The following is a 24,433-nucleotide window of genomic DNA, read 5'->3' as shown; positions in this document are numbered from 1 at the left end:
TAGGAACGGAGGCAGATAAAAGTGGGAGTTATTATTCAGAAATTTGGAGGGACCTCTGTAAAAAATACAGAACGGATATTAGAAATAGCTAAAAAAATAGTAGAAAGAAAAAAACTGGGAGATGATATAGTCGTTGTATTATCTGCCCAAGGAGGATATACCGATACCCTTCTACAAAAAGCACACAATATATCTAAAACTCCTAAAAAAAGGGAGTTAGATGTACTATTGTCAACTGGAGAACAAATATCGATAGCCCTCTTAGCTATGGCAATAGAGGAATTAGGGGAAGGTGCCATTTCATTTACCGCAGCACAACTAGGGATAAAGACCTGCAGTAATCACAATTGTGCCCAAATCTTAGATATAGAGAGCAGAAAGATAAAAAAAGCATTAAAGGAAGGGAATATAGTTGTTGTAGCAGGATTTCAAGGGATTGATCCATATGGAAATATAACCACACTGGGACGGGGAGGTTCTGATACGACTGCTGTAGCTTTGGGAGTAGTTTTAGATGCACAAGAAATAGAAATTTATACAGATGTTGATGGAATCTATTCAGCAGACCCAAGGGTAGTTAAAGACGCTAAGAAGATCAATAAGATCACCTATAGTGAGATGATAGAGATGGCCGGGAACGGAGCTAAAGTCCTCCATAGCAGAAGTGTGGAGCTGGCCTGTAAATATAATATAAAAATACATTTACGCTCCTCATATTCATGGAAAAAAGGGAGTATTGTCAAGGGAGAAGATGAGATGGAAAAAGAAGTGATAAGAGGAATTACCCACAATAAAAATTTATCTAAAATAACTTTAAGGGACACCCCCCATAGATTGGTAGATGTCATAAATACCTTATCTAATAAAGGGTATAATATAGATATCATTACCCATGATTTTGATCCTGAAAGGGGCGCTACGATCTCATGTATCTTAAAACAGGAGTTACTGGAAAAAGCTTTTGAAGTTTTAGAAGAAAAATATCCTGAGAGTAGAAAAAATCTAATTCATCTCCCAAATCTCGGGAAGGTATCTGTCATAGGAATAGGTGTAAAATCAAAGGGTGTAGCAGCACAAGTTTTTAAAGTATTATCTGAAAATAATATTTCAATTGAGATGGTATCTTCATCAGACATAAATATTTCCTGCATCATCCCGCAGAAAGATCTAGAAAAGGCGGTATCCCTCCTTCATAGAAAATTAATTGAGGAGGTCAAATGAATACGAATATGAATATCGATATGGATATAAAACAGATTTTAAAAGAAAAAATAATGGTTTTAGATGGAGCTATGGGAACATCTATTCAAAACTATAACTTAATCGAGGAAGATTTTAGAGGTGAAAGGTTTAAAGATTTCCCTTCTAAACTAAAAGGAGCTAATGAACTCCTCAATCTAACCAAACCTGATATTATAAAGGAGATCTATAACAGCTATATAGAGGCCGGAGCTAATATTATAGAAACTAATACCTTTAATGGCAACACTATATCTATGGCAGATTATAACCTGGGGGATTTGGCATATGAAGTATCTTTAGAGGGAACTAAACTTGCTAAACTTACAGTTTTGGATCATCTTGAAAAAACTGGAAAAAAAGTATGGGTGGCAGGCTCTATAGGTCCTTCTAATAAAAGTATAAGTATAGATTCATCAGAAATGAATTTTGACATATTAAAAGATGCCTATAAAAAACAGGTTCGTGGAATCCTTCATGGAGGAGGGGATCTCCTCCTTATTGAAACTATATTTGATGGTTTAAATGCAAAGGCTGCAGTTGTCGGAGCAGAGGAGGTCTTTCAGGAGGAGGGAAAAAATCTTCCAATTATGATCTCAGCCACAGTGGATAAATTTGGAAGACTTTTATCTGGACAGACTATGGAATCACTGGTTGTTTCCCTAGACAGGGACTCTATCCTATCCTTTGGTTTGAACTGTTCTTTTGGAGCTGCCGAATTAATACCACTGATCCATAAATTAGGGAAATTTACCCATAAACCTGTCTCTATATATCCGAATGCCGGATTACCCAATGAAATAGGAGAATATAGTCAGACTCCAGAAGAGATGGCAGAAATTTTAAACGACCTAATAAGTGATTCAGGAATAAATATTATAGGAGGATGTTGTGGTACAACTCCTAAACATATAAAGCTCATAGCAGAAGCAGTAAAAGATAAAAAACCTCGAATTTCAAAGAAAAAAAACTTAGAATTTAATATTTCGGGAAATGAAGTTTTAGATGAAGATGGATTTTTAGTCGTAGGAGAGAGAAATAATGTCGCAGGATCCAGGAAGTTTGCAAGGCTGATAAAGGAAAATAAATATGATGAAGCTTTAGAAATTTCAAGAACTCAAGTAAATGGCGGAGCTCATATCCTAGACCTCAACCTAGACGATGGATTGATAGATTCTAAAGCAGAAATGAAAAAATATATAAAATTATTGTTATCTTCTACTGACAATGCAAAGGTCCCTATCATGATTGACTCCTCGGATTTTGTGATAATAGAGGAAGGGTTAAAAAATCTTCCCTCTAAGGGAATTGTCAACTCACTCAGTCTAAAAGACGGAGAGAAGGAGTTTATCAGGAGAGCTGAAATAGTAAAAAAATATGGTGCTGCTCTGGTGGTTATGGCCTTTGATGAGACGGGTCAGGCAGATACATTTGAAAAAAAGGTAGAAATTTCCAAAAGATCCTATGATCTGCTGTTAGGAATAGATTTTTCCCCTGCTGATATTATCTTTGATACAAATATTTTAACAATTGGAACGGGAGAAAAAACAGACAGAAATTATGCAAAAGACTATATAAACTCTATAAAATGGATAAAAGAAAATTTACCTTACGCCAAAACAAGTGGCGGATTAAGCAATGTTTCATTTGCATTCAAGGGTAACAATCCATTAAGACATGCAATTCATCAGGTATTTTTAAGGTTAGCCAAGGAAAGCGGTCTGGATATGGTAATAATGAATCCGGCAGAAAAGACAGTTAAGATAAAAAAATCTTTGGAAGATAAGATCTACAGCCTGATCATGAATACAGAAGATATCTTGGATTCATTGTTAGATGAACAGATCGAAAAGATAATAACCCCTAAAACAGAAGAAAAAGAATCCGATCCAAGGGTTCAGATTATAAATAATTTGATTAATGGAAATAAATTGAATTTAACACCTCTTATAGACCTGTTATTGAAGGAATACTCTCCAATCTCAATAATACAAGATATATTGATGGAAGGGATGGAAAAAGTAGGAGAATATTTTAATACTGGAAGGTTGTTCCTGCCCCAGGTAGTCAAAAGTGCTGTAATCATGAAAGAAGCTGTAACTTATTTAACTCCCACAATTAAAAATGAACAAATTGATATGGGACATAAGAAAACTATTGTTATGGCAACTGTAGACGGCGATGTTCATGATATCGGAAAAAATATAGTAAAAACAGTTTTAGAGTGCAATGGTTATAGGATCATCGACCTGGGAGTAATGGTTTCTATGGATAATATTATAGCTGCAGTAAAAAATAATAAAGTAGATGGCATTACCTTAAGCGGACTCATCACACCATCCCTACAGGAAATGGTAAGGGTAGCTAAGAAGATGAAAAATGAAGGGATAGATATCCCACTTTTTGTTGGAGGAGCTGCTACATCCAGCCTTCATACTGCAATAAAAATAGAACCAAATTATAATGGTCGTGTATTTCATCTGACAGATGCTTCTAACACAGTAGTTGTATTAGATAAGATCTTAGGAGGAGATCTGGAATATAAATCTGCTATATTAAATTCATATGAAGAGTTGAGAAAAGCCTATAAAAAAACCGAAGAAGAGAGATCCTACCTAAATTTAGAAGAAGCCTTTAAAAGAAGGGAAAAAATAATCAACAAGGTAAAAAAACCATCTAAAACAGGTGTATTCGATCTAAATATTACTGTTGCAGATATAGAAAAATATATCAACTGGGATATATTTTTACATGATTGGAAGATAAAGGATACTTCTAAAGAGATAGATATTTTAATAGATGGTAAAAAGTATCTAGAAATATTAAAAGATAAAAAATTAAAGATATCTGCAAGATATGGGATTTTTAATGTGGAGAGAAAACCTATGGATATTCTAAAAATTAATGGTCTAAAATTTCCCATGGTAAGGACCCAGCAATGGAAAACTTCGTTATCACTGGCAGACTTTATAGAAGATGAAGATTATATAGGAGCCTTTGCAGTATCGATAGATACTGTATCTGGAAAAACAGAATATGAAGATCTTATGTATAAATTACTAGGTAACAGGTTAACAGAAGCTGCTGCAGAGCATCTAGAGAAAAATGTAAATGAGATCATCCAGGTTAAGATAAGACCAGCAGTAGGTTATCCGATGTTACCTGATCACTCTATGAAAAAAGAGGTCTTTGATCTGATGAATGTGTGGGAATTAGGAGTAACCCTTAGTCCAAACTATACAATGACACCAATTCATAGTGTTTGCGGCCTCCTATTTTTCAGTGAAAATGCCAAATACTTTGATCTAGGAAAAATCGATAAAAATCAGGTAGAATCTTTAGCAAAACACAGAGGAATTGATTTTAATAAAATGAAAGAAAATTTAGGTATTTCTATTTATTAGTATGACCTTTTTCACTAAATAAAAAGACCAGGGACTCCTAATTAGGAGTCCCTGTCTTTATATTTAAACTTTACAAATTTTACTTTTCCCTTACAACCACGTCTTTTATCTCATTATTTTTTCCGTATAAAATATCCAGATCATAGAAAGCTGTTGGATTGGTATTTATCTCTCCTACAGTACCTATAAGTTCCCAAAGACCGACTGTAACGACATCTAATCCAGCATGAAGAACCATCCTTACCTTAGCACCCCTGTCATACCATTTTTCATAGGTCACCAAAGTCCCGTTTTCTGTTTTTTCTTCTTTTACAATGCTTCTGGTCAATTTTTTTTCTACCTGTTCTCGTGTCTCCAATTTTATTACTTTTTCCTCATCTATTGGTTTTGTAGGTTTAGAACCGGCTATTAACACAGAACATCCAGTAAATGAGATAACAATCAATATTATATATAATATTTTTTTCATTTTTACCTCCTAAGGTATATTTTAGCTGCCGAATAAATTAAACTTGTAGACAGCTCCTCCACCTACCATTGTTTCCTGGCCTTTTCCTGTAGACATGGCTCCCTTTACATTTAAAGTCATGTTTTCTGTAGGTCTTACTCCTACACCAAGGGACACAGCATCTGAATTTTTATAGTTCCCTACACCAAAACCAAAACCTGCATCTCCCACATCTAGTACTTGAAAGTCTATGGAAGACATGGCCGCTGCCATGGCAAATCCTTTTTTCATCTCAGTTTCGAGACCATCTACCTTTCCTTCTAAACTACCTATCCTCTGTGAGTTATTAGAGATACCTCTGCTATTATACTCTATTTTTTCTGTATTTGCTGCTATATTCGTTTCATTCACTTCAGTCTTAGCTTTATTTTTTGTTATATTAGCTTCATTTGTTTCCACTGACTTTGTTTGGCCTTCAAGAGTTGTTATTCTTATATCATTCTTAATTATTTCTTTATTATTTTCGTCTATCTTATTTACTCTTTCACCTTCTTCATTACCATCTCTAGTTTTCCCGACTATTTTAAAAATAGCTTCATCCTGCTCTTTTAATTGTTTAATTGCTATATCAGATTCAGCTTGATGAATAGCTATTTTCTCATTTATTGCAACAATGTCATCTGTATTTGCTTCAGTTTCTTTATTAACTGCAATTATATTTCTATTATTAACTTTTCCTACTTCTAAATTAGAATTAGCCAGTTTGATAACTTCCATAGATTTATCTCTTATAGCCTTTACATACGCCTCATTCTTTTCAAATCTTTCCTCTATCTCTCTAGTCATTCCTGTTTCTGCATTCGCAATATTTACAACTGATAAAATCATCCCTAAAAATAAAACTCTCTTTTTCATCTCTTTCCCTCCCTAAATCCTTTTCCTTTTCGTATATATTTCAACATAAATATATTGATATCTATATTTAACGAGATTTAGTTTACCACCACGATAAAGAAAAGTCAACAACAATTTTAAATTTAAAATCATTTCATTTAGGTGGTGAATTATTTGAATTACAACTGTTTTTTTATCGTAATATAAGTCCTTCTAAAATACAGTAATTTTTATACTAAAAAAGCAACGTGACGTTGTATCCAAACAGGCATAACCTGGATTTTTATATTTTTTTATTTATTCCATAAATTTTATACCTGGATAATAATAAAAAAGGATCACCTTAAAGCTTTTAAGCTTCCTTATGATCCTTTTTGCTTATCTACAATCCTTTTATCTTTTATCCTCTATTTCCCCTGAAAGGAATTTTCTTGAATTATTCTTCTATGATCCTGACTATCCCGCTGGATCCGTCTACTTCCAGTAAATCACCATCCTTAATAATTCCCGTGGCCTTATGAATACCACTCACACAGGGAATTCCATATTCACGAGCTATTATTGCACCATGCTGGAGGGGCCCTCCTATTTCCATCACTACCCCAGATGCATTTACAAAAATAGGGGTCCAGGCTGGTTCTGTAGCTCTGGCAACTAAAATTTCACCCTTCTCCAGAGATTTTTCATAGGGAGAATTGAGTACCTTGGCTCTCCCTCGGATAACTCCCGGCGAGATAGGATCTCCTACTAAATCTCCCTCTTTCGATTCCCTTATATATCTGAATACCTTCCCTCGGCTGTCTATTATCTTAGGCCATTCTTTAATATGTTCCCTGCTTTTTCGCATTTTCAGATTTTTTTCAATTATATCTTGTAAATTCATCTCTTTATTGTTTTGAGCCTCTCTTATCTGCTTTATGGTCAGATCAAATATCTGATCTATGAATTTCAGTCTTCCTTCATATTTAAACTGCTCTCCTATTTCAAGGGCTACCTTTCTCAGAGCATCATTGATTATTACATAGATATATTTAGGGTGTTCCCTATATCCCATGGTCTCGTCATATATTTCGGCATATTTAATAAACTTTTTCTTTTTTCCTAATTCTTCCGCTTTTGCCAATAGTTTATTGTAAGCTCTTTGCTTTCTTTCCTTTACTGTCAGCACTACATTATCATGGATATTTAATGCCTTCAGCTGGGTAAAAAACTTCTTTGGATTTTCATAGGATCGGGGGGCTGCGATATCTATCTCCTTAAATCCTCTGGCTCCATACCTGTGTATATATTCCTCATAAACTACCATAAATTCTTTGGAAAACTCATTTCTAGAAAGTTTTTCTGCAAACTCTTTTCCATTTGATACCTTTTGGACCTCATCAAAAGAAGCTAACCTTAACATTTCACGCCCCATTTTACTTGTAGGATTCCCCTGGAGATCCATACTTAAGGATACAATTTCGTCGTCTAATCCCATCCCCTTAAACATCTTCTTTATCTTAGAATAACCGGAAATCCCCAACATAATTATATATGCCGGTTTTATCAAACCTTCAAATTCTTTAAAAGCTTCATCTATTACCACATCAAAGGAGCGGTCATTTTTTACCTTGGTTATAGCATACTGATATACCTCTTCCCCCTTCTCCAAATATTCCCGAACCAGCTTTTTTTCCTTATACAATCCTTTTATGAGAAATAAACTCATACGAAATACTTGTCTCAATATAGCACTTTTCACTTTTTTCATTTTTGGGGTTAATGTTTCAGCCTCATATTCTTCCTTTAAATTTATACTTTCAAAGATCATCCTGGTAGGTTTATCGTAATTCCCACATAGCTGGGTGGTTCTGTTCCCTCCCATGAGTTTTAAATAATTGGATATATTCATATACTGCCTGCCATGGATATTTATTACTGCTCCATCTTTACCTACAGGCATTAGTCCTCCCTTGGCAGCATCTACCATCTTTCCCCATATTTCTAAACCCAAAATAGAAATATTTTCTGAAAACCCCTGGGTTAGTACAGTTAAATCCATATAGAGGATCTTTCTTTCCCCCGGCTGTGTCATCATCTCCTCATAGATGGGGAGATAACTGGTTATGGGACGAGCCTGCAACAGATAAAGTTCCCCTTTTGCCACGGCCCACTCTATATCTACCGGAAACCCATAATGATTTTCACATCTAGACACAAGATCCGATACTAAAAGAATCTCCTCATCTGTCAATGCCGGAGCATCCTTATCTTCAATTTCTTTTTCTACTATGCCTCCCTCTTCTTTTAACCATAGCCCTGTTTTTTTTTCTGAAATCCTCTTTTCCATTATTTTTCTTTGAACCTTTTCTACAACATAGCTGTCCGGTGTTACCTGGCCGGACACAATGCTTTCTCCCAACCCAAAACTTGCATTGATGTATGTCTCATCGTAACAGTTATTCTGCGGATTCAATGAAAATGCTACCCCGCTTATCTCAGAAGATATCTGTCTTTGAATTATTATTGCTATCTCAGGATTTTCCATGGACATTTCCTGTATTTTTTTATATTCCACTACCCTTGTATCCAGCATAGAGGCAAAGGCAGTTTTTATATTATCTTTCAAATTTTCCCCCGTCACTCCCAGACTTGTTTCATACATTCCTGCAAAACTAGTCCCTTCCAGATCTTCTTCTGGAGAAGAAGACCGAACTGCAAAAATAGAATCCCCTCTAAACCTCTTTTTTGCCCCTTCTAAGATCTTTATTTGATCTTCTGTAAATTTTAAATTAGCAGCTATTTTTTTTAATCTTTCACAGTTTTCCCTGGAAGGATCTTTTAAAAACTCATCCCATATTTCATTTTTTTTTAGATTTTCCACCCAGGAACTAAAAAATTCCACAGTCAGTACAAATCCATCAGGGACATTTAACCCAGCTCTTGTAGTTTCTATCAAAGACTTAGCTTTGCCTCCTACCTCGGACAATTTTACAATATCTACGGTATCAAAATGATATATTAATTTTTTCATCCTTCCTCCTTACTTTAAATCTCTTAAATCTATATTTAATCTCATTATTCTATACCTGTTTACAATAACAATTCCTTCAACTGGATAAACTTTACGTCTATATGAACATTAAAAAAATAAAAATAAGTGAGCTGATTAAGATGATTAATTCAAGAATCGGACAATTAAATATGCTAATGATGCAAAACTAAGCTTTTAAGTATTATTAATTTTCTTCATTTAATATAAAAATGCCAAAAGTAAACTTTATGTCATATTTAAACTTTTATTTTTAGTGATTATAGAGTAAAATTCCATTGTAGAAATATCATCTAAGTTTTATTGATTATGAAAGATTAGGATAAATAAAGAAGTAATGCAGACCAAACGTTTTTAGACTACTTTAAAGAAAAAATATTTTACAAGGAGTAATAACAATATGAAAAGGAGAAATATTTTAACTTTTATATTTATGTTTTTTTATTATGATTAAGTTCGTACACATATTTAGAAAAAACAAAAGAGGAATGGTCTTGTATTATGTAAAGGAGGATTAAGATAATATGAAAAATTGATCAAGCAGGATAGATTATTATAAACTCTCAGATAAATATTCAATTGTGATAGCTAATCCTAAAGAATTTGCAATATATGAGTCAATTTATGGGGATAAAATTTATAATAAATTTGCAGTTAAACATTGGGATTTACGATTAGCAGTAAGTTTAGACAACCCCTTTGCAAAACACAATAGTTTTTACTGGATAAAATGTGGTGAAGTAAGAGTAGGTGGAGTTCTAATAGAACCTAATGTACTATCACGATTATTTATTATCCCACCTTTTACAAACATATTTGAAATAACAAAGTTACTAAAAAGGCTATTGATTAAATGGTCAGATTCCAATAAAAACATATATGCTTATCAAATTCCACAAGAGCAATATGAATATTTTCAAATGATGGGTTTTTCATCAGATAAAAATAAGAGATGGATGATGAGACCGACTGGAGTTTTTGAATTTAATTGGGATGATAGTATAATAGTAAAAACGCCTGAACAGAACAATAGTATGGAAATTGCTAAATTGTTTTATGAAAGTTTTAATAGTGATACATATTCTAAGTATGAAGATGCTCTAGAGGAAGTAAATGAGTATTTTAAGGATAGTACTAAAGAGATATTAGTTAAAGCATCTACACTTATATATGATAAAGATGGAAAAAATTTAATAGGTGGCTGCCTTATCTCATGTTTTGAAGAGTGGCCTTTAATATATAATATAGGGGTTCATCCGTCGCATAGAGGAAAACATCTCGCAAAAATAATGATTAAAAAGGCGTTAACTGTTTTAAATAATGAATATCCTGTATTACGCTTATTTGTAGATTTGGGAAATGCTGCAGAATCAGTTTATTATGAACTTGGATTTATTCCAGGAGTTGAGTTTAAAAGATTTCACATCCCAGCATTGAATAAATAAATCATTATAAATATGAAATATAAATTTATTTTCAAATATCACCATTAAAATTAAATAATTAAGAAAGTAACTGAGACACATTAAAAGAGGTATGTGGACTAACTTATAGTAATTAAATTATAGACTACATATAATCAATCTAGTCTATGTATAAATCTAATAAAAACAGTCGGTGTAGGATGTGCTACACTAGATGTGAAAAGAAGGGTTTAAAGAGTTCTTCGAAAATTTATTTCTCAAAATCCGCCGGACTTCGGTCTAAATTTCCTACTATTCTTGCATACAAAAAGAACCGACTTCTACATCGGTTCAATTAATTTTATTTCAAAGGGACTTTTTCAGTGATCTCGATAAATTTCTCCTATTTTGATAAATCATTATTTAATTTTTCCAAAAATTCCAGTAAGCTCTCACTGGGATTTTTATTTTTAGAAGTAAAGGTTTTAATCCCTCGTTTTTCTAAGATCAGATCTTCTACAGGGTTAGAATCCACTAAAAATATATAAGATTTTGGTCTCGAACTGGATTGGGTACTATTTTCCCAAAGTTTATTAAGCTTGTAAAGTAGATAACGAAGATTAATATCGTGAAGACTGTACCCGATAAATAAAATTGATTTACCCAGTATATCTGATCTGAGCTTAATATCTAAGGGGGTTTCAAAATCCAATCTTTCAAAGTAGCTGGATTCAGTCAACACAATGGATCTTTCATCATCAAAGTCACCGTGAAATTTAATTATCTGGGTGTGCATACTATTTAAATTTACCAGATCTCCTACATTGGTTATTTTTTTATAATTTTTTTCATAACAGTCATAGGTTCTTTCAATCCACCGGTCATAATTTGTAGTATATATAATAGGAAAGTCCAAATCAAATATCAGTTTATGTATCTTGGAATCTTCAATTTTTATATCGCCACTATGCCAGTTCCTATCCATCCAGCTTCTCAGAGGACCGATATCACCTTTTTTTATCTTGTAGAACTCCGCCAAGGTCAGTGCATTTCCAAAAGATTTAAAAACTTCAGGTTCATACTCTAATTCCTTTGCAATATAATCTAATAATGAATTCCAGGAAGGCAGGCCTAAATTCATCGATACGCCGGCACCAACAAATAAAATAGCATTTTTATCCTGAATTGATTCAACTAATCCCCTCATAATTTCTCTCCCCTTTTTAAGGTACTTAGATTTTTTCATTCTATTAAAAAATTAGTCCTTACTATAAATAACCTATGAAAAATACCTTTGAATTTTCTGACTAATATATTTTAATATCTCATCTTTAGTATACCCCTTTTTTCTATGATTCAAAATATAGAAAAAAATAAAAAGAGATAAAAATTTAAATTTTTATCTCTTTTTATTTCCACTTTTTTAACTATTTATATATCTATCCGGATAGATACTAGGAGTCATATTTTTTAAAGCCCCAGAAACATCTTCTTTATCCTGCTGATAGGTCACTCCATACCATTTTTCCACAGTTTTTATTACTTTTACAGTAGCTTTTTTTGATTTAATCAGATCATCTACAACACTGGGAATATAAAATTCAGATTTTAATTTTCCTATATTTTCACCTAAAAACTTTTCAAATCCGAACTCCAATTCCTTAAAAATAGATGGCATAAATCCCCAAATATTCATAGACACAGGAATATCTCTTTCTAACTCTACTTTTACAGGTTCAGTTTTTTCCCCTTTAGGATTATATCTGTCTTCAAAGGAATAAATAGTCCCCGAAACTTCCTCTATTTGAGTCTTTTCTTCCACTGTAACCAAGTAATCTTCCCTATCTAGGGTGCATATTCCCCTTGCAACACTACCATTTTTACTGATTGTTTTATCTAATTGAAATCCTACCATAGAATACCCATATTCATCTGTCTGATCTATAAGTTCATCATAGATCAATTTAAAAGTTGTGGAACCGTAGAAGTCATCGGCATTTATAACTGCAAAAGGCTCATCTATTACGTCTTTACAAGATAAGACAGCATGACCGGTTCCCCAAGGCTTTATCCTATTTTTTGGAAGTTTATATTTATTAGGAATAGTTTTTATATCCTGGAATACGTATTTAACCTCTATATTTTCTAACCTTGATATTCTGTCTCCTATTTTTTCCTTAAATATATCATAAAATTCTTCCTTTATAACAAATACTACTTTACCGAAGCCTGCTAACCTGGCATCATAGATAGAATAATCCATTATGATCTCTCCGTTTAGACCGACTGGATCAATCTGCTTTAATCCTCCATACCTGCTTCCCATACCTGCTGCCATAATAACCAATGTAGGTCTTTTTTTCATCTTAATTCTCCTTCATCATCTTCTATAAAAATTTTCTATTTTTCAAACTATAGAAAAGTATAACATAAAAATAACCACTCTTAATAGAGATCTTTTTTTCTCTTTTCTTAATGTATATGGAAATTTGCTTAAATATATCTCTTAATTTCCCTAACATCTCCTTTTAAATTGCATTAGGTATCTGAATTTTATACCATTTACATGGTTGTCTAAATATAGTTAAGATAAAATTAAGATATAGTTAAAGTAAAGTAAAACATTCAATTGCAATCATGAATTAAATTTGATATCATTTAATGTAATTGTCTAAAAAATTAACTATTAGACTTATTATAAAACAATACTAGGGAGGAAATATATGAAAATTTTAAAATTAATACTGGCACTTGCACTTCTATTAGCTGTAGCCTGTGGAAAAGAAGAAACAAAAACTACTGAAACTGCAACTAAAAGTAACGAGGTGACTGTATATTCATCACACCCATCTCAACTTTTAACTACTATTACAGATAGTTTTTCTGAAGAAACAGGAATAAAGGTAAATGTCGTTGCAGCTGGAACAGGAGAAATTCTTAAGAGAATTCAAGCTGAAAGTACAAACCCTTTGGGAGATGTAATCTGGGGGGGAGGAGCTGAATCTCTTAACTCATTCAAGGAATACTTTGCACCATATAAAACTGCAAGTCACGATAAGATAGATCCTTTATTCAGAGATCCTGAAGATAAGTGGTTTGGTTTTGCACTGCTGCCTATGGTTATTATCTATAATACTGATCTTGTAACTGGAGACGACATCCCTACTTCTTGGGCTGATGTTACTGATCCTAAATGGAAGGGAAAGGTTGCTATGGCTTCACCTGTTAAGTCTGGATCATCTTATACTATCACAGCTACTTTATTAACTGCTTTTAGAAAAGATACAGACTCTGGATTTGATTTCATTAAGAAATTTGTAGCTAATTTAGATGGTAAAATTTTAGGAAGTTCTTCTGGTGTTCCTAAAGGTGTCGTAGATAAAGAGTATTACATTGGGTTAGCTCATGAAAAAGGAGCTATTAAATATAAAAATGCTGGTGGACACCTAGGAATAGTATACCCATCTGAGGGAACTTCTGCTGTTCCTGATGCTGCAGCTTTAATAAAAGGTGCTGTCAATGAAGAAAATGCTAAATTATTCTTAGATTATATCGTAAGTGAAGAAGTTCAAAAGACTTTAGCTAGCGAATTTAAAATCAGAGGAGTAAGAAACGATGTTGCTGCTCCAGAAGGTTTACTTCCTCTCTCGGAGATCAAGTTAGTTGACTATGATTTTGGATGGGCTTCAGAAAGTAAAAAGACAATAGTTAAAAGATGGAAAAATATAGTTTCAGGAAAGGAGTAAGAAAAAAAATGGGTGTTAATATTAAAGATATAACTAAAAAATACGATGATTTTATAGCTGTTAACAGAGCTGATTTAGATATAAAAAAAGGAGAGTTTTTTACACTGCTAGGACCTTCTGGTTGCGGGAAAACGACTCTTTTAAGGATGATTGCAGGATTTAACGAGATCACTTCTGGGGATGTTGTTATCAGCGGGAACAAAATAAACAATACTCCTGCTCACAAAAGAAATATAGGAATGGTTTTTCAAAACTATGCTATTTTCCCTCATATGAGTGTATTTGATAATGTAGCTTATGGATTAAAAGCCAGGAAGGTCTCTAAAACAGAGATAAAAGAAAGAGTTTTAAATGCTCTGGATATGGTTGAGATGAGAGATCAGGCGACAAAAGAACCTGCTGAACTTTCCGGTGGACAGCAGCAAAGGGTAGCTCTTGCCAGAGCTATCGTTATCCATCCTGAGATCCTTTTAATGGATGAACCCCTGTCTAACTTAGATGCTAAACTTAGAGTTAAGATGAGAGCTACTATTAAAAAACTTCAGTCTTCACTGGATATCACAACTATCTACGTAACTCATGACCAGGAGGAAGCACTTGCTGTTTCAGACAGGATTGCAGTTATGAACAAAGGAGTAGTTCAACAGATCGGAACTCCGGAGGAGATCTATTCTTTTCCTGCCAACGCATTTGTTGCTAACTTTATAGGAACTTCAAACTTTATCTATGATAGTGCCCTTACAGGAAATGAAACAAAGATCCTTTCTGTAAGACCTGAAGATACTTTAATTGTAGATACAGATTCCGGGACTATCAATGGAGAAATTACTTTGACTACATTCTTAGGTGAATGTGTCTCCTACGAGATCACATTGGAAAATAAAGAAGATATAGAGGTAAAAGTATTTTCTAAAGATATGGGGATTAAACGTATTGGAGAAAAAGTCGGAATTCTTTTCCCTGAAGATAAGAGAAAACATTTTGATAAAAGTGAGGAATGTTAATGAAGATAAATAAACATCTAAACTTCTGGAATATTATTTCCATAACATCTTTAGCACTTATATTTTTATTTTTGATCTATCCTTCATTTTCACTGGTAAGTGAAAGTTTTATAAGTTCTACAACAGGAAAATTAACTTTAGAAAATTATATAGATTTCTTTTCCCTGCCCTATTATTTCAATGCATTAAAGCATAGTTTGGCAGTGTGTTTTGCTGCAACTATCTTTGCTACTTTGATAGGGATTCCCATAGCTTATTTTATGAGTAGAACCAACATATATTTCAAGGGATTTTTAGATCTGGTTATCATGATTTCCCTTCTGTCTCCTCCATTTATAGGAGCATATTCTTGGATCCTGCTATTAGGAAGAAACGGATGGATTACTAATTTGTTGAGCCCATTTGGAATAGTTATGCCAACTATCTATGGGTTTATAGGAATAGTAATTGTATTTACCCTGAAATTTTTCCCCTATGTATATATCTATACTTCGGGAGCTCTAAATAGTATTGATGCTTCCTTGGAGGAGGCTTCTGAAAACTTGGGTATGAGCAGGTTACAGAGATTATTTACAGTAACTTTTCCATTGGTTATGCCTTCGATCACTGCCGGAGCTCTTATGGTATTTATGACCTCACTGGCTGATTTTGGTACTCCTATGCTGATTGGTGAAGGATACAAGGTCTTACCTGTTATGATCTATGATGAATTTATGAGTGAGATGGGTGGAGATGCCACTGTTGCAAGTACTATCAGTGTTGTGGTTGTAGCCTGTTCTACCATCATACTTTTCCTTCAGAAATATCTTATTTCCAGGAAAAATTATAAGATGAATGCCCTCAGACCGCCGAAAAAAGCTAGCCTTACACCTGGCAATAGAATTTTAGCTACTATATTTGTAGGAATTATATCATTTATAGCATTCCTGCCTCAATTAGTTGTTATCTATACTTCGTTTCTCAAAACCAACGGACCATTATTTGTTTCAGGATTTAGTTTGGACAGCTACTATAATATTATGAATAAACTTTCATCTAATATCTATAACACTTTCCTATATTCTGTTATATCTATATTGGCTATGCTGTTATTAGGACTTGTACTCTCTTATATTATCTTTAAGAAGAAAAATAGGTTAGCTCCTATCTTGGATATTTTAATTATGTTCCCATATGTTATTCCGGGATCAGTTCTGGGGATAGGATTATTGGTATGTTTTAATAAGAGACCGTTACTTCTGAGCGGAACAGGGTTTATCCTTATAGTTTCCTATGTTATCAGAAAATTAGCATATACCGTTAGATCGGGAACTGCTATCCTGCATCAGATAGATCCCAGTATAGAGGAAGCGTCTATAAATTTAGGAGTCTCTCCTATGAAGACTTTCTTTAAAGTAACAGCTATAATGATGGGACCTGGTATATTCTCCGGGTTGATTCTCAGCTGGATATCTACTATAAATGAACTGAGTTCATCTATTATATTATATACCGGGAAAACAGGAACTATTGCTGTTGCAATATATACAGAAGTTATTAGGGATAGTTTTGGAAGTGCAGCAGCTCTTTCAACTATCCTGACAGTTATATCTGTTCTTTCTATCCTCTTATTTAAATTTTTATCTAGAGGAAGAAAATTAAATATCTAAACAATCTAGAAATATATATTAAATAGGTGAACGATTTATTAAATCGTTCACCTATTTTTTTTCAACACCTAGATATCTGGCAATCACTCCCGCTATTATCCCTATTGCTATCGCTCCAATTAAACCGTGAGTAAATTCATATAAATCTGTGAATAAGCCGATTAATAAAACTATAAATCCCAATCCACTCAAAAACTTAACCAGTGCTTCTTTTTCTTGTTTTTTCATGACTTACACCACCTTGAATTCAATATTCACCCATATCTTAATAACTACTCCTTATATCTTCTTTTCCTGCTATTTAAAATCTCCTAATCAGTATTTCTCATCGTAAATTTAAAAGGATTTTTTTGTTTTTGATCAATATACCTATAGATGTTTTTTATAAATAAAAATGAGGAGGATGCTAATGACAAAGATATTGATCCTATATTACAGTATGTACGGTCATGTGGAAATTATGGCCAAAGCTATAGCCCAGGGGGCTCGTGGTATTGATGGAGTCGAAGTAACTATTAAAAGGGTACCGGAAGTTATGTCTGAAGAAGCTGCACGTAATGCAGGAGCTAAATTAGACCAGGAGGCTCCTATTGCATCGGTTGATGAGCTACCGAAATACGATGCTATTATTTTTGGAACTCCTACAAGATTTGGAAATATGTGTTCCCAGATGAGGAGTTTTTTAGATCAGACAGGGAAACTCTGGATGGATGGAGCATTAATCGGGAAAGTAGGGAGTGTTTTTGCTTCTACAGCCACACAGCATGGAGGTCAGGAAACAACTATAACTTCATTTCATACCACCCTGCTTCATCATGGGATGATCGTTGTGGGGACACCTTATTCCTGTCAGGAACTCCTTAATATGGAGGAGGTCACTGGAGGTACTCCCTACGGGGCAACCACCCTTGCTGGAGCTGATGGAAGCCGAAAACCATCGGAAAATGAGCTGAAAATTGCACATTTTCAAGGGGAACATGTAGCCAAGATAGCAAAGAAGATAGCTGCCTCATAACTTAAAAAGCTAGGAAAAATTGAACTAATAATCCAATTTTTCCTAGCTTTTAGTTTTTTCTATTTTCTAGCTCCCTCCTCGTCCTGTTTAAGGAGAGGGGGAACCAAAAGGTGGAGATAATCTCCCCTCTTATAATTCAAATAGTTCTTTTATTTTTTCAACTACTCCATTCTCTTCATTACTTTTTGCTATGTTTTTTGCAATCTCTTTTAGTTTAGGATGAGCGTTTTCCATAGCATAACTATGATAAGAATTCTCCAATAGTTCTACATCATTTAAATAATCTCCAAAAGCTAAGGTTTCTTTAGGAGTAACTCCTAATATTTCCTGTAATTTCCTGATAGCACTTCCTTTATTGGCATCTAAATTAGAGATATCCAGCCATACTCCACCAGAAACAGTAATTTTATATCTATCTTCAAACTCTTTAAAATATTTATAACTATTTTCTTCTGAATTCTTAAAATCACATAGAGCAATTTTTAAAAAATCATCTTCTACTTCCTCTAAAGAATTAACTATCTCAAACTTTTCATAATATGGCTTAACTTCCTCTATAAATTTAGAGTCATTTGATTCTATGTAAGCACTATTTTTTCCGCATAACACGATATTTACACCATCTATTTTTCTCGCAAGTTCTATAAATTCAAAAGTTTTCTTCCGTTCCAGAGTATTTATATGTAAAATTTCACCTCTATAAGCTACAAAACTTCCATTTTCTGCAATAAAATAAATGTCATCTTTTATATCTTCAAATTTTTTAACCAAATTATAATATTGCCTTCCACTGGCACAAGCAAAAGTAATGTCTCTTGCTCTAAGTTTTTCCCAAACTTCCCAAAATTCAGAATTTATTTCGTGTTTACTATTTAATAAAGTCCCATCCATGTCAGTTGCTATTAATTTTATCAAAATATTTCCTCCTAGAAATTTATCCTTTAAATGTTGTACATAAAGTATTATAACTGATTTTTCTAGATATATTCAACGACAATATAGAGTAAGTTTTATTCATAATAAAGGTTAAAAAAGTTAACTTAAAATAACAATATATATATTACAGAGGATCAAATATAATTATTAATCACATAAAAAAAGAGGTCCCTATTGGAACCCCTATCTATAAATTCTATTTCCTAACTTCCTCTCTCCCTTTTTAGGAGGGGGAAAAAAGAGATGAGGTGTCTAACCTCTTATAATTTCTATCTTATATCCATCGGGATCTGTAACGAAATAATACCTAGGTTTTTCCCCTGGAAGGCCTTTAAGATCTGTTACTTCCAGCCCCATATTCTTATGGAATTCATGGGATTTTTCTAAGTCAGCTACAGTCAATGCAAAATGACTGAATCCATTTCCCATCTCATAGGGTTTTTCAGTGTTATAATTATATGTTAACTCTATCTCAAAATTTCTGTTTTTATCACTTAAATATACCAAAGTAAATTCATACTCCGAATAATCCAGTCTGTTTACTTCTTCCAAAGACAATGCTTTTTTATAAAATTCCAATGATTTATCCAAATCCATTACTCTGATACATCCATGCTCTAATTTATAATTCATCTATTCTCCTCCAGTTACTTGCTTTTATCCCGAAATTTTACTATAACTTTATGAATTTTACAAGTAAAACAGCAGCGAAGTTTTTGTTTTTATACACGATTTATAACTCCTTATAAATAATTTCAAATGCTTTATCACCTTTTTTATATCCTGTTCTCGGACTATCAAATTTTTTCTCCAAAACCTCTAAATTCCTTATCTTTGAAAACTTTAGGAGCATCCAGTCATGAGGTTTTTTAGAAGCATGGTCTCCTTTTACCTGAAAACAACGCAATGTTTGATCCCCCTTAGTTGATATACCGCAGGCATGGGGTTCTACAACCCTGTCTAAACTGTCATAGGTCAATGACATCAATCTTTTTTCCTCTATAGCCTTTACTATTAAATTTTTCATCCTCCCTCCTCTTTATATCTTTGCTTTTAAAAATCCATTATTATAACATTTTCTACATCTCTACTAATAAGTATACAACAAAATATTGGAAATCCCTCAAAATTAAAACAGGGAATCCAAATGGATTCCCTGAGTTTTTTTCTTATCTGGATGCAACGTCACGTTGCTTTTATTTAAATGCTTCTAAGTTTTCAGTTAATTTATCTAACTTATCCTGGTATTCTTTTTGTATCTTTCTTTCTCTTTCTAAGATATGAGCAGGTGCCTTAGAAGTAAATTTCTCATTAGATAATTTACCATTTACCTTAGCCAGGTCCTTCTCTACCTTAACCATTTGTGCTTCTATCTTCTTGATCTCAACCTCAGGATCTAATAGTCCTGCTAATGGTACATATAATTCAGAATCTTTTACTACTCTGAACCCTGCACCTGTAGGTTTTTCAACATCTCCAAATTCTAAAGTTTCTAATTTAGCTAACTTAGTTAGGAAAGTTTTGTTGTTCTCTAAAGTTTTAAGCTCAGATTCATTACTTGTTCTTAAGATTGCCTTTACTTCCTTTGCAGGAGATATATTTATCTCCGCTCTTATGTTTCTAAGTGCAGAAACCACAGATTGTAAGTATTCGAAAGATGCTTCTGCTTCTTCATCTACTAAAGTTTCATTACAAGTAGGGAAAGACTCAAGCATAATTGTTTCACCTTTAGCTCCTAATTTTTGCCAGATTTCCTCTGAAATAAATGGCATAAATGGATGTAATAATCTTAATCCTTCTTCTAATACTGTCCATAATACATATTGAGCAGTTTTCTTAGATTTCTCATCTTCACTGTTATATAGTCTAGTCTTAGCTAACTCAACATACCAGTCACAGAAGTCTCCTCTTAAGAACTCATATGCTCCCTTTGCAGCTTCATCTAATGTGAAACTATCTAAATGTTCATTTACTTTCTTAGAAGCTTTATTTAATTTAGAGAAGATCCACTTATCTACTAATTCTAACTCTAATTCATCTTTATTTACACTATTGATATCGAAATCTTCTAAGTTCATTAATACGAATCTAGATACATTCCATATTTTATTTGAGAAGTTTCTTCCCATCTCAATTAATTTTTCAGAGAAATGTACATCCTGTCCTTGAGATGTGTTATAGATCATAGTAAATCTGATGGCATCTGCACCATATCTGTCTATTAATTCTAATGTATCAGGAGAGTTTCCTAATGACTTAGACATCTTTCTTCCTTGCTCATCTCTAACTATTCCATGTAAGAATACATGCTCAAATGGAATTTCCTTCATCTCATACATTCCCATCATTACCATTCTGGCAACCCAGAAGAATAAGATGTCTGCTCCAGTTACCAATGTATTTGTTGGGTAGAATCTTTCTAAGTCTTTATTTTCAGGTAATCCCAATGTTGAGAAAGGCCATAAAGCAGATGAGAACCATGTATCTAATACATCTGTTTCTTGAACTAATTCAACTTCTTTTCCGTAGTGTGCAAGAGCTTGAGCAGCTGCATCTTCATCAGATTTAGCTACGAATAAGTGGTTATCAGGTCCGTAGTATGCAGGTATTCTATGTCCCCACCAGATCTGTCTAGATATACACCAGTCTCTTATATTCTCTAACCAGTTATAGTAAACTTTTTCCCATCTCTTTGGCATGATCTTAACATCACCATTATAAACTACTTCTAGTGCGTCTTTAGCCAATGATTCCATCTTAACAAACCATTGGTTAGATATTCTAGATTCTATATTTGTATTACATCTGTAACATCCTCCGACTTTATTGTCGTAATCCTCTATTTTTTCCATGAATCCTTGCTCTTGTAGATCAGCAACGATAGCAACTCTTGCCTCTTCACGGGTCATTCCTTCATATTTTCCAGTCAAAGCATTCATCTTAGCGTCTGGAGTGAATATGTTTGTGATCTCTAAGTTATGTCTTTTTCCGATCTCAAAGTCATTAGGGTCATGAGCCGGAGTCATCTTCACTACACCAGTTCCAAATTCCATATCTACATAGTCATCAGCTATAATAGGAATCTCTTTTCCTGTAAGAGGAAGAATTACCGTTTTACCTATTAGATCTTTATATCTTTCATCGTTAGGGTTTACAGCTACTCCAGTATCTCCTATCATCGTTTCCGGTCTTGTAGTTGCTACTACGAACTCTATATCAGAATCTTTTACAGGATACTTTATATGCCACATATGACCTTTGTGTTCACTGTGTTCTACTTCATCATCAGCTAAAGCAGTTCCACATTGTGGACACCAGTTTACCATATATTCCCCCTGGTAAATTAATCCATCATTGTATAACTTTACAAATATGTCTTTTACAGATTCAGAACAACCTTCATCCATTGTAAATCTTTCTTTTTCCCAGTCAAGAGACGCTCCTAATCTTCTTAATTGATTAGTGATTATCCCACCATATTCATTTTTCCAGTCCCAAACTTTTTCGATAAACTTATCTCTTCCAAGATCATCTCTAGTTAAGTTATCTTCTGCTAATTTTCTCTCTACCCTGTTTTGAGTAGCGATCCCTGCATGGTCAGTTCCCGGCATCCAAAGAGTATTGTATCCGCTCATTCTCTTCCATCTAATAATAGTATCCTGGATACTGTTATTTAAAACATGTCCCATATGTAATACACCAGTTACATTTGGTGGCGGCATAACTATAGTATAGTTAGGCTTTTCATCGTCCATTGTTGCTCTAAAATATTTATTTTCTTCCCATGTTTTGTACCACTTGTTTTCTATCTCCGTCGGAGAATATATCTTGTCTAATTCCGTCATAAGTGACCTCCTAAGTTTATTTTACAAAAAAATAGTAGCTATTTTATTCAAAATAGCTACTTTTAATCTCTTTATATTATTCAAGGGTTTTATAAAAATTCAAAACCATAGCTATCACCTATATCAATTTGATTAAAATGTGATTAACTTTGACCTCTACTCTTTTCATAAATGTATTTCCTCCCTCTAAATTTATTCATAAATACTATCATTTTTTTAGACTTTTGTCAATTTAGATTTTTTAAATTCTAACTATCTAACTTCTATTTTTATAAGTTTCCCACCCTTTTTAAATGATATATCTCCGCTAATAGTTATTAGTTTATCTGCTATTAAAATACTCTCATTTGTAATCTTAGGATATATTTCCTGATACTCATTGTTACTTTTTTTGACCTTTATCGGTTTTAAATCATTCAGCTTTAAAGGTATCAAAACATGATCCTTTAAAGCTTTATCTAATTTTAAAAACTCCAATCCAACTATATTTACTTTGGATAATTTTAGTGATAATACTCCTGTTTTATTATCTAATATAGGTTCTAATTCTCCATTAATAGCAGCATCCAATGTGCTCCCATTAAGATTTAAATTAAGATTCCCACTTATATAGATCTGGTCTTTTTTCAGAACTATCACCATATTTTTTATGGTATACTGAGCCATTGTTTTCTGATCCAAAACTTTAATTTCTTTTTTAATTTCCAAGGGACTTATAGCTGCTGCAAATGAATTTATAGCTCTTTCAGACATCTGAATATTGATATCACTAGCCATACTCAAAGTATAAAACATAGTAAATACTAAAACTAATAATTGTCTTTTAATCTTAATCTCCTCCATTTTTTTATTTTTCATGACACTCTGCAAACACTAAGTTTTTAAGAGCTATTATAAAACTGAACACATCTATTTGATGTCCCAAATAATATCTGTACTTATTCTCACAATATACATAACCAAATTTAAACAAATTTATTTGATCACAATATATCAATGTTCTTCTGTATAGTTTATAATAACCTATATATAAAGTAACAACAACTATTTTTTAGGAGGGATAAAAATGGATTTATCGGTATTTACCCAGGGATTTGGAGTTGGAATCAGTTTAATTATAGCTATAGGAGCACAAAATAGTTATGTTTTGAAAAATGGAATATTAAAAAAACATGTATTTATAACAGCATTATTATGCTCTATCTTAGATATGATACTCATTACAGCAGGAACTTTAGGTTTAAGCTCTATAATAGACGGGAATAAGACCTTGATGCTTCTTTCTACAGCTTTTGGGGTTATATTTCTTGCTTATTACGGGATATCTTCTATTATAAAGGCCATTAAGAGTAGTGAAATCTTTGATGTTGGAAATGATAAAACCAGTGATTCATTGAAAAAAACAATAGTTACTATACTAGCACTGACTCTTTTAAATCCCCATGTATATTTAGACACTGTTATTTTAATAGGAAGTATTGGAGCAAAGTTTGCTGAGCACCAACAGATTGATTTTATTATAGGAGCTTGTACGGCATCCTTTGTCTGGTTCTTTGGCTTAGCTTATGGGGCGCGAATTCTTATCCCTATTTTTAAAAAAGAAATTACTTGGAAAATTTTAGATATAGTTATCGGTTTAATTATGCTTAGAATTGCAAGTAAATTAGTTTTCTTTGCACTAGATAATCATTTAATAGCTTAGGAGGTAAAAAAAGAACAAGTGGAGGAGTTGACTGGCTTCCCTGCTTGTTCTTTTTTTATATCTGCAAATGTTCTATTTTATCTTCTTCATCCTCACATGCAATATTGAAATCAAATC

Annotated in this window: 19 protein-coding genes; 8 read left to right on the top strand and 11 right to left on the bottom strand. The window is 33.1% G+C overall.

The genetic code is table 11. The annotated features are described in order from the left end of the window. Positions 1-21 precede the first annotated feature (21 nt). Both NRK67_10690 and metH read left to right on the top strand, forming a co-directional pair. The gene (locus NRK67_10690) at positions 22-1,221 is read left to right on the top strand and encodes an aspartate kinase (protein UUV19868.1); all 1,200 of its coding nucleotides are present in this window, start codon (positions 22-24) and stop codon (positions 1,219-1,221) included. After that, entirely contained in the window at positions 1,218-4,643 is a 3,426-nt protein-coding gene (metH, locus tag NRK67_10685) for a methionine synthase (protein ID UUV19867.1), read from the top strand. The genes NRK67_10690 and metH overlap by 4 nt, the downstream gene beginning before the upstream one ends. 79 nt (positions 4,644-4,722) lie before the next feature. On the opposite strand, the gene NRK67_10680 is transcribed toward metH, so the two are convergent. From NRK67_10680 to NRK67_10670, 3 genes are all read right to left on the bottom strand, one after another. Further along, positions 4,723-5,112, bottom strand: coding sequence for a hypothetical protein (locus tag NRK67_10680; protein ID UUV19866.1), 390 nt, complete (start codon positions 5,110-5,112; stop codon positions 4,723-4,725). Positions 5,113-5,133: 21 nt separating this feature from the next. Continuing rightward, on the bottom strand, positions 5,134-6,006 hold the full coding sequence (locus NRK67_10675; protein ID UUV19865.1) for a YadA-like family protein: 873 nt from the start codon (positions 6,004-6,006) through the stop codon (positions 5,134-5,136). A 415-nt stretch (positions 6,007-6,421) separates the two neighbouring features. After that, on the bottom strand, positions 6,422-8,998 hold the full coding sequence (locus NRK67_10670) for a PEP-utilizing enzyme (protein ID UUV19864.1): 2,577 nt from the start codon (positions 8,996-8,998) through the stop codon (positions 6,422-6,424). Between the two features lie 599 nt (positions 8,999-9,597). Here NRK67_10670 and NRK67_10665 point away from each other — a divergent pair. Further along, the gene (locus tag NRK67_10665; GenBank protein UUV19863.1) at positions 9,598-10,461 is read left to right on the top strand and encodes a GNAT family N-acetyltransferase; all 864 of its coding nucleotides are present in this window, start codon (positions 9,598-9,600) and stop codon (positions 10,459-10,461) included. Positions 10,462-10,822: 361 nt separating this feature from the next. Here the strand turns inward: NRK67_10665 and NRK67_10660 are convergent, their stop codons facing one another. After that, positions 10,823-11,626 carry an SIR2 family protein gene (locus tag NRK67_10660; protein ID UUV19862.1) on the bottom strand — a complete coding sequence of 268 codons (804 nt, stop codon included), beginning with the start codon at positions 11,624-11,626 and terminating at the stop codon, positions 10,823-10,825. Positions 11,627-11,842: 216 nt separating this feature from the next. Beyond that, positions 11,843-12,784 (bottom strand): sugar phosphate nucleotidyltransferase, encoded by a 942-nt coding sequence (locus NRK67_10655; GenBank protein UUV19861.1) that lies wholly within the window; start codon positions 12,782-12,784, stop codon positions 11,843-11,845. A 358-nt stretch (positions 12,785-13,142) separates the two neighbouring features. Here NRK67_10655 and NRK67_10650 point away from each other — a divergent pair, with 358 nt between their 5' ends. Genes NRK67_10650 through NRK67_10640 form a run of 3 tightly spaced genes read left to right on the top strand, consistent with a single transcriptional unit; the run spans position 13,143 to position 16,818 of the window. Beyond that, positions 13,143-14,165 carry an ABC transporter substrate-binding protein gene (locus tag NRK67_10650; protein UUV19860.1) on the top strand — a complete coding sequence of 341 codons (1,023 nt, stop codon included), beginning with the start codon at positions 13,143-13,145 and terminating at the stop codon, positions 14,163-14,165. 8 nt (positions 14,166-14,173) lie between these two features. After that, the gene (locus tag NRK67_10645; GenBank protein ID UUV19859.1) at positions 14,174-15,169 is read left to right on the top strand and encodes an ABC transporter ATP-binding protein; all 996 of its coding nucleotides are present in this window, start codon (positions 14,174-14,176) and stop codon (positions 15,167-15,169) included. Then, on the top strand, positions 15,169-16,818 hold the full coding sequence (locus NRK67_10640; GenBank protein ID UUV19858.1) for an iron ABC transporter permease: 1,650 nt from the start codon (positions 15,169-15,171) through the stop codon (positions 16,816-16,818). Before NRK67_10645 ends, NRK67_10640 begins: the two co-directional genes overlap by 1 nt. A gap of 51 nt (positions 16,819-16,869) precedes the next feature. Here NRK67_10640 and NRK67_10635 read toward each other — a convergent pair whose 3' ends face one another. Next, entirely contained in the window at positions 16,870-17,046 is a 177-nt protein-coding gene (locus tag NRK67_10635) for a hypothetical protein (protein ID UUV19857.1), read from the bottom strand. Positions 17,047-17,227: 181 nt separating this feature from the next. Here NRK67_10635 and wrbA point away from each other — a divergent pair, with 181 nt between their 5' ends. Beyond that, the gene (gene wrbA / locus NRK67_10630) at positions 17,228-17,833 is read left to right on the top strand and encodes an NAD(P)H:quinone oxidoreductase (protein ID UUV19856.1); all 606 of its coding nucleotides are present in this window, start codon (positions 17,228-17,230) and stop codon (positions 17,831-17,833) included. Positions 17,834-17,962: 129 nt separating this feature from the next. Here wrbA and NRK67_10625 read toward each other — a convergent pair whose 3' ends face one another. The 5 genes from NRK67_10625 to NRK67_10605 all read right to left on the bottom strand — a co-directional run bounded on the left by NRK67_10625 (position 17,963) and on the right by NRK67_10605 (position 23,472). Then, a complete protein-coding gene (locus NRK67_10625) occupies positions 17,963-18,748 on the bottom strand; it encodes a Cof-type HAD-IIB family hydrolase (GenBank protein UUV19855.1) in 786 nt (261 codons plus the stop codon). Positions 18,749-19,021: 273 nt separating this feature from the next. Next, entirely contained in the window at positions 19,022-19,402 is a 381-nt protein-coding gene (locus tag NRK67_10620; protein ID UUV19854.1) for a VOC family protein, read from the bottom strand. Between the two features lie 100 nt (positions 19,403-19,502). After that, positions 19,503-19,796: a WYL domain-containing protein gene (locus NRK67_10615; GenBank protein UUV19853.1), complete on the bottom strand. Its 294-nt coding sequence runs from the start codon at positions 19,794-19,796 to the stop codon at positions 19,503-19,505. A 169-nt stretch (positions 19,797-19,965) separates the two neighbouring features. After that, positions 19,966-22,614 carry a valine--tRNA ligase gene (locus tag NRK67_10610; protein UUV19852.1) on the bottom strand — a complete coding sequence of 883 codons (2,649 nt, stop codon included), beginning with the start codon at positions 22,612-22,614 and terminating at the stop codon, positions 19,966-19,968. Between the two features lie 252 nt (positions 22,615-22,866). Beyond that, positions 22,867-23,472 carry a hypothetical protein gene (locus NRK67_10605; GenBank protein UUV19851.1) on the bottom strand — a complete coding sequence of 202 codons (606 nt, stop codon included), beginning with the start codon at positions 23,470-23,472 and terminating at the stop codon, positions 22,867-22,869. 208 nt (positions 23,473-23,680) lie between these two features. On the opposite strand from NRK67_10605, the gene NRK67_10600 reads away from it, so the two are divergent. Beyond that, positions 23,681-24,316 (top strand): LysE/ArgO family amino acid transporter, encoded by a 636-nt coding sequence (locus NRK67_10600; GenBank protein ID UUV19850.1) that lies wholly within the window; start codon positions 23,681-23,683, stop codon positions 24,314-24,316. The last annotated feature ends 117 nt before the right edge of the window (positions 24,317-24,433 follow it).

The sequence above is a fragment of the Fusobacteria bacterium ZRK30 genome (genome assembly GCA_024628785.1).
Taxonomy (GTDB): Bacteria; Fusobacteriota; Fusobacteriia; order Fusobacteriales; family Fusobacteriaceae; genus Psychrilyobacter.
Note: the sequence above shows the minus strand (reverse complement) of the source record. Positions and strands in the feature narration are given on the sequence as shown.

Coding starts and splice junctions, on each gene's coding strand:
- NRK67_10660 (UUV19862.1), bottom strand. CDS start 11,626: ATGAGGGGATTAGTTGAATCAATTCAGGATAAAAATGCTATTTTATTT.
- NRK67_10620 (UUV19854.1), bottom strand. CDS start 19,402: ATGAATTATAAATTAGAGCATGGATGTATCAGAGTAATGGATTTGGAT.
- NRK67_10635 (UUV19857.1), bottom strand. CDS start 17,046: ATGAAAAAACAAGAAAAAGAAGCACTGGTTAAGTTTTTGAGTGGATTG.
- NRK67_10605 (UUV19851.1), bottom strand. CDS start 23,472: ATGAAAAATAAAAAAATGGAGGAGATTAAGATTAAAAGACAATTATTA.
- NRK67_10645 (UUV19859.1), top strand. CDS start 14,174: ATGGGTGTTAATATTAAAGATATAACTAAAAAATACGATGATTTTATA.
- NRK67_10680 (UUV19866.1), bottom strand. CDS start 5,112: ATGAAAAAAATATTATATATAATATTGATTGTTATCTCATTTACTGGA.
- NRK67_10655 (UUV19861.1), bottom strand. CDS start 12,784: ATGAAAAAAAGACCTACATTGGTTATTATGGCAGCAGGTATGGGAAGC.
- NRK67_10675 (UUV19865.1), bottom strand. CDS start 6,006: ATGAAAAAGAGAGTTTTATTTTTAGGGATGATTTTATCAGTTGTAAAT.
- NRK67_10610 (UUV19852.1), bottom strand. CDS start 22,614: ATGACGGAATTAGACAAGATATATTCTCCGACGGAGATAGAAAACAAG.
- metH (UUV19867.1), top strand. CDS start 1,218: ATGAATACGAATATGAATATCGATATGGATATAAAACAGATTTTAAAA.
- NRK67_10615 (UUV19853.1), bottom strand. CDS start 19,796: ATGAAAAATTTAATAGTAAAGGCTATAGAGGAAAAAAGATTGATGTCA.
- wrbA (UUV19856.1), top strand. CDS start 17,228: ATGACAAAGATATTGATCCTATATTACAGTATGTACGGTCATGTGGAA.
- NRK67_10640 (UUV19858.1), top strand. CDS start 15,169: ATGAAGATAAATAAACATCTAAACTTCTGGAATATTATTTCCATAACA.
- NRK67_10600 (UUV19850.1), top strand. CDS start 23,681: ATGGATTTATCGGTATTTACCCAGGGATTTGGAGTTGGAATCAGTTTA.
- NRK67_10650 (UUV19860.1), top strand. CDS start 13,143: ATGAAAATTTTAAAATTAATACTGGCACTTGCACTTCTATTAGCTGTA.
- NRK67_10670 (UUV19864.1), bottom strand. CDS start 8,998: ATGAAAAAATTAATATATCATTTTGATACCGTAGATATTGTAAAATTG.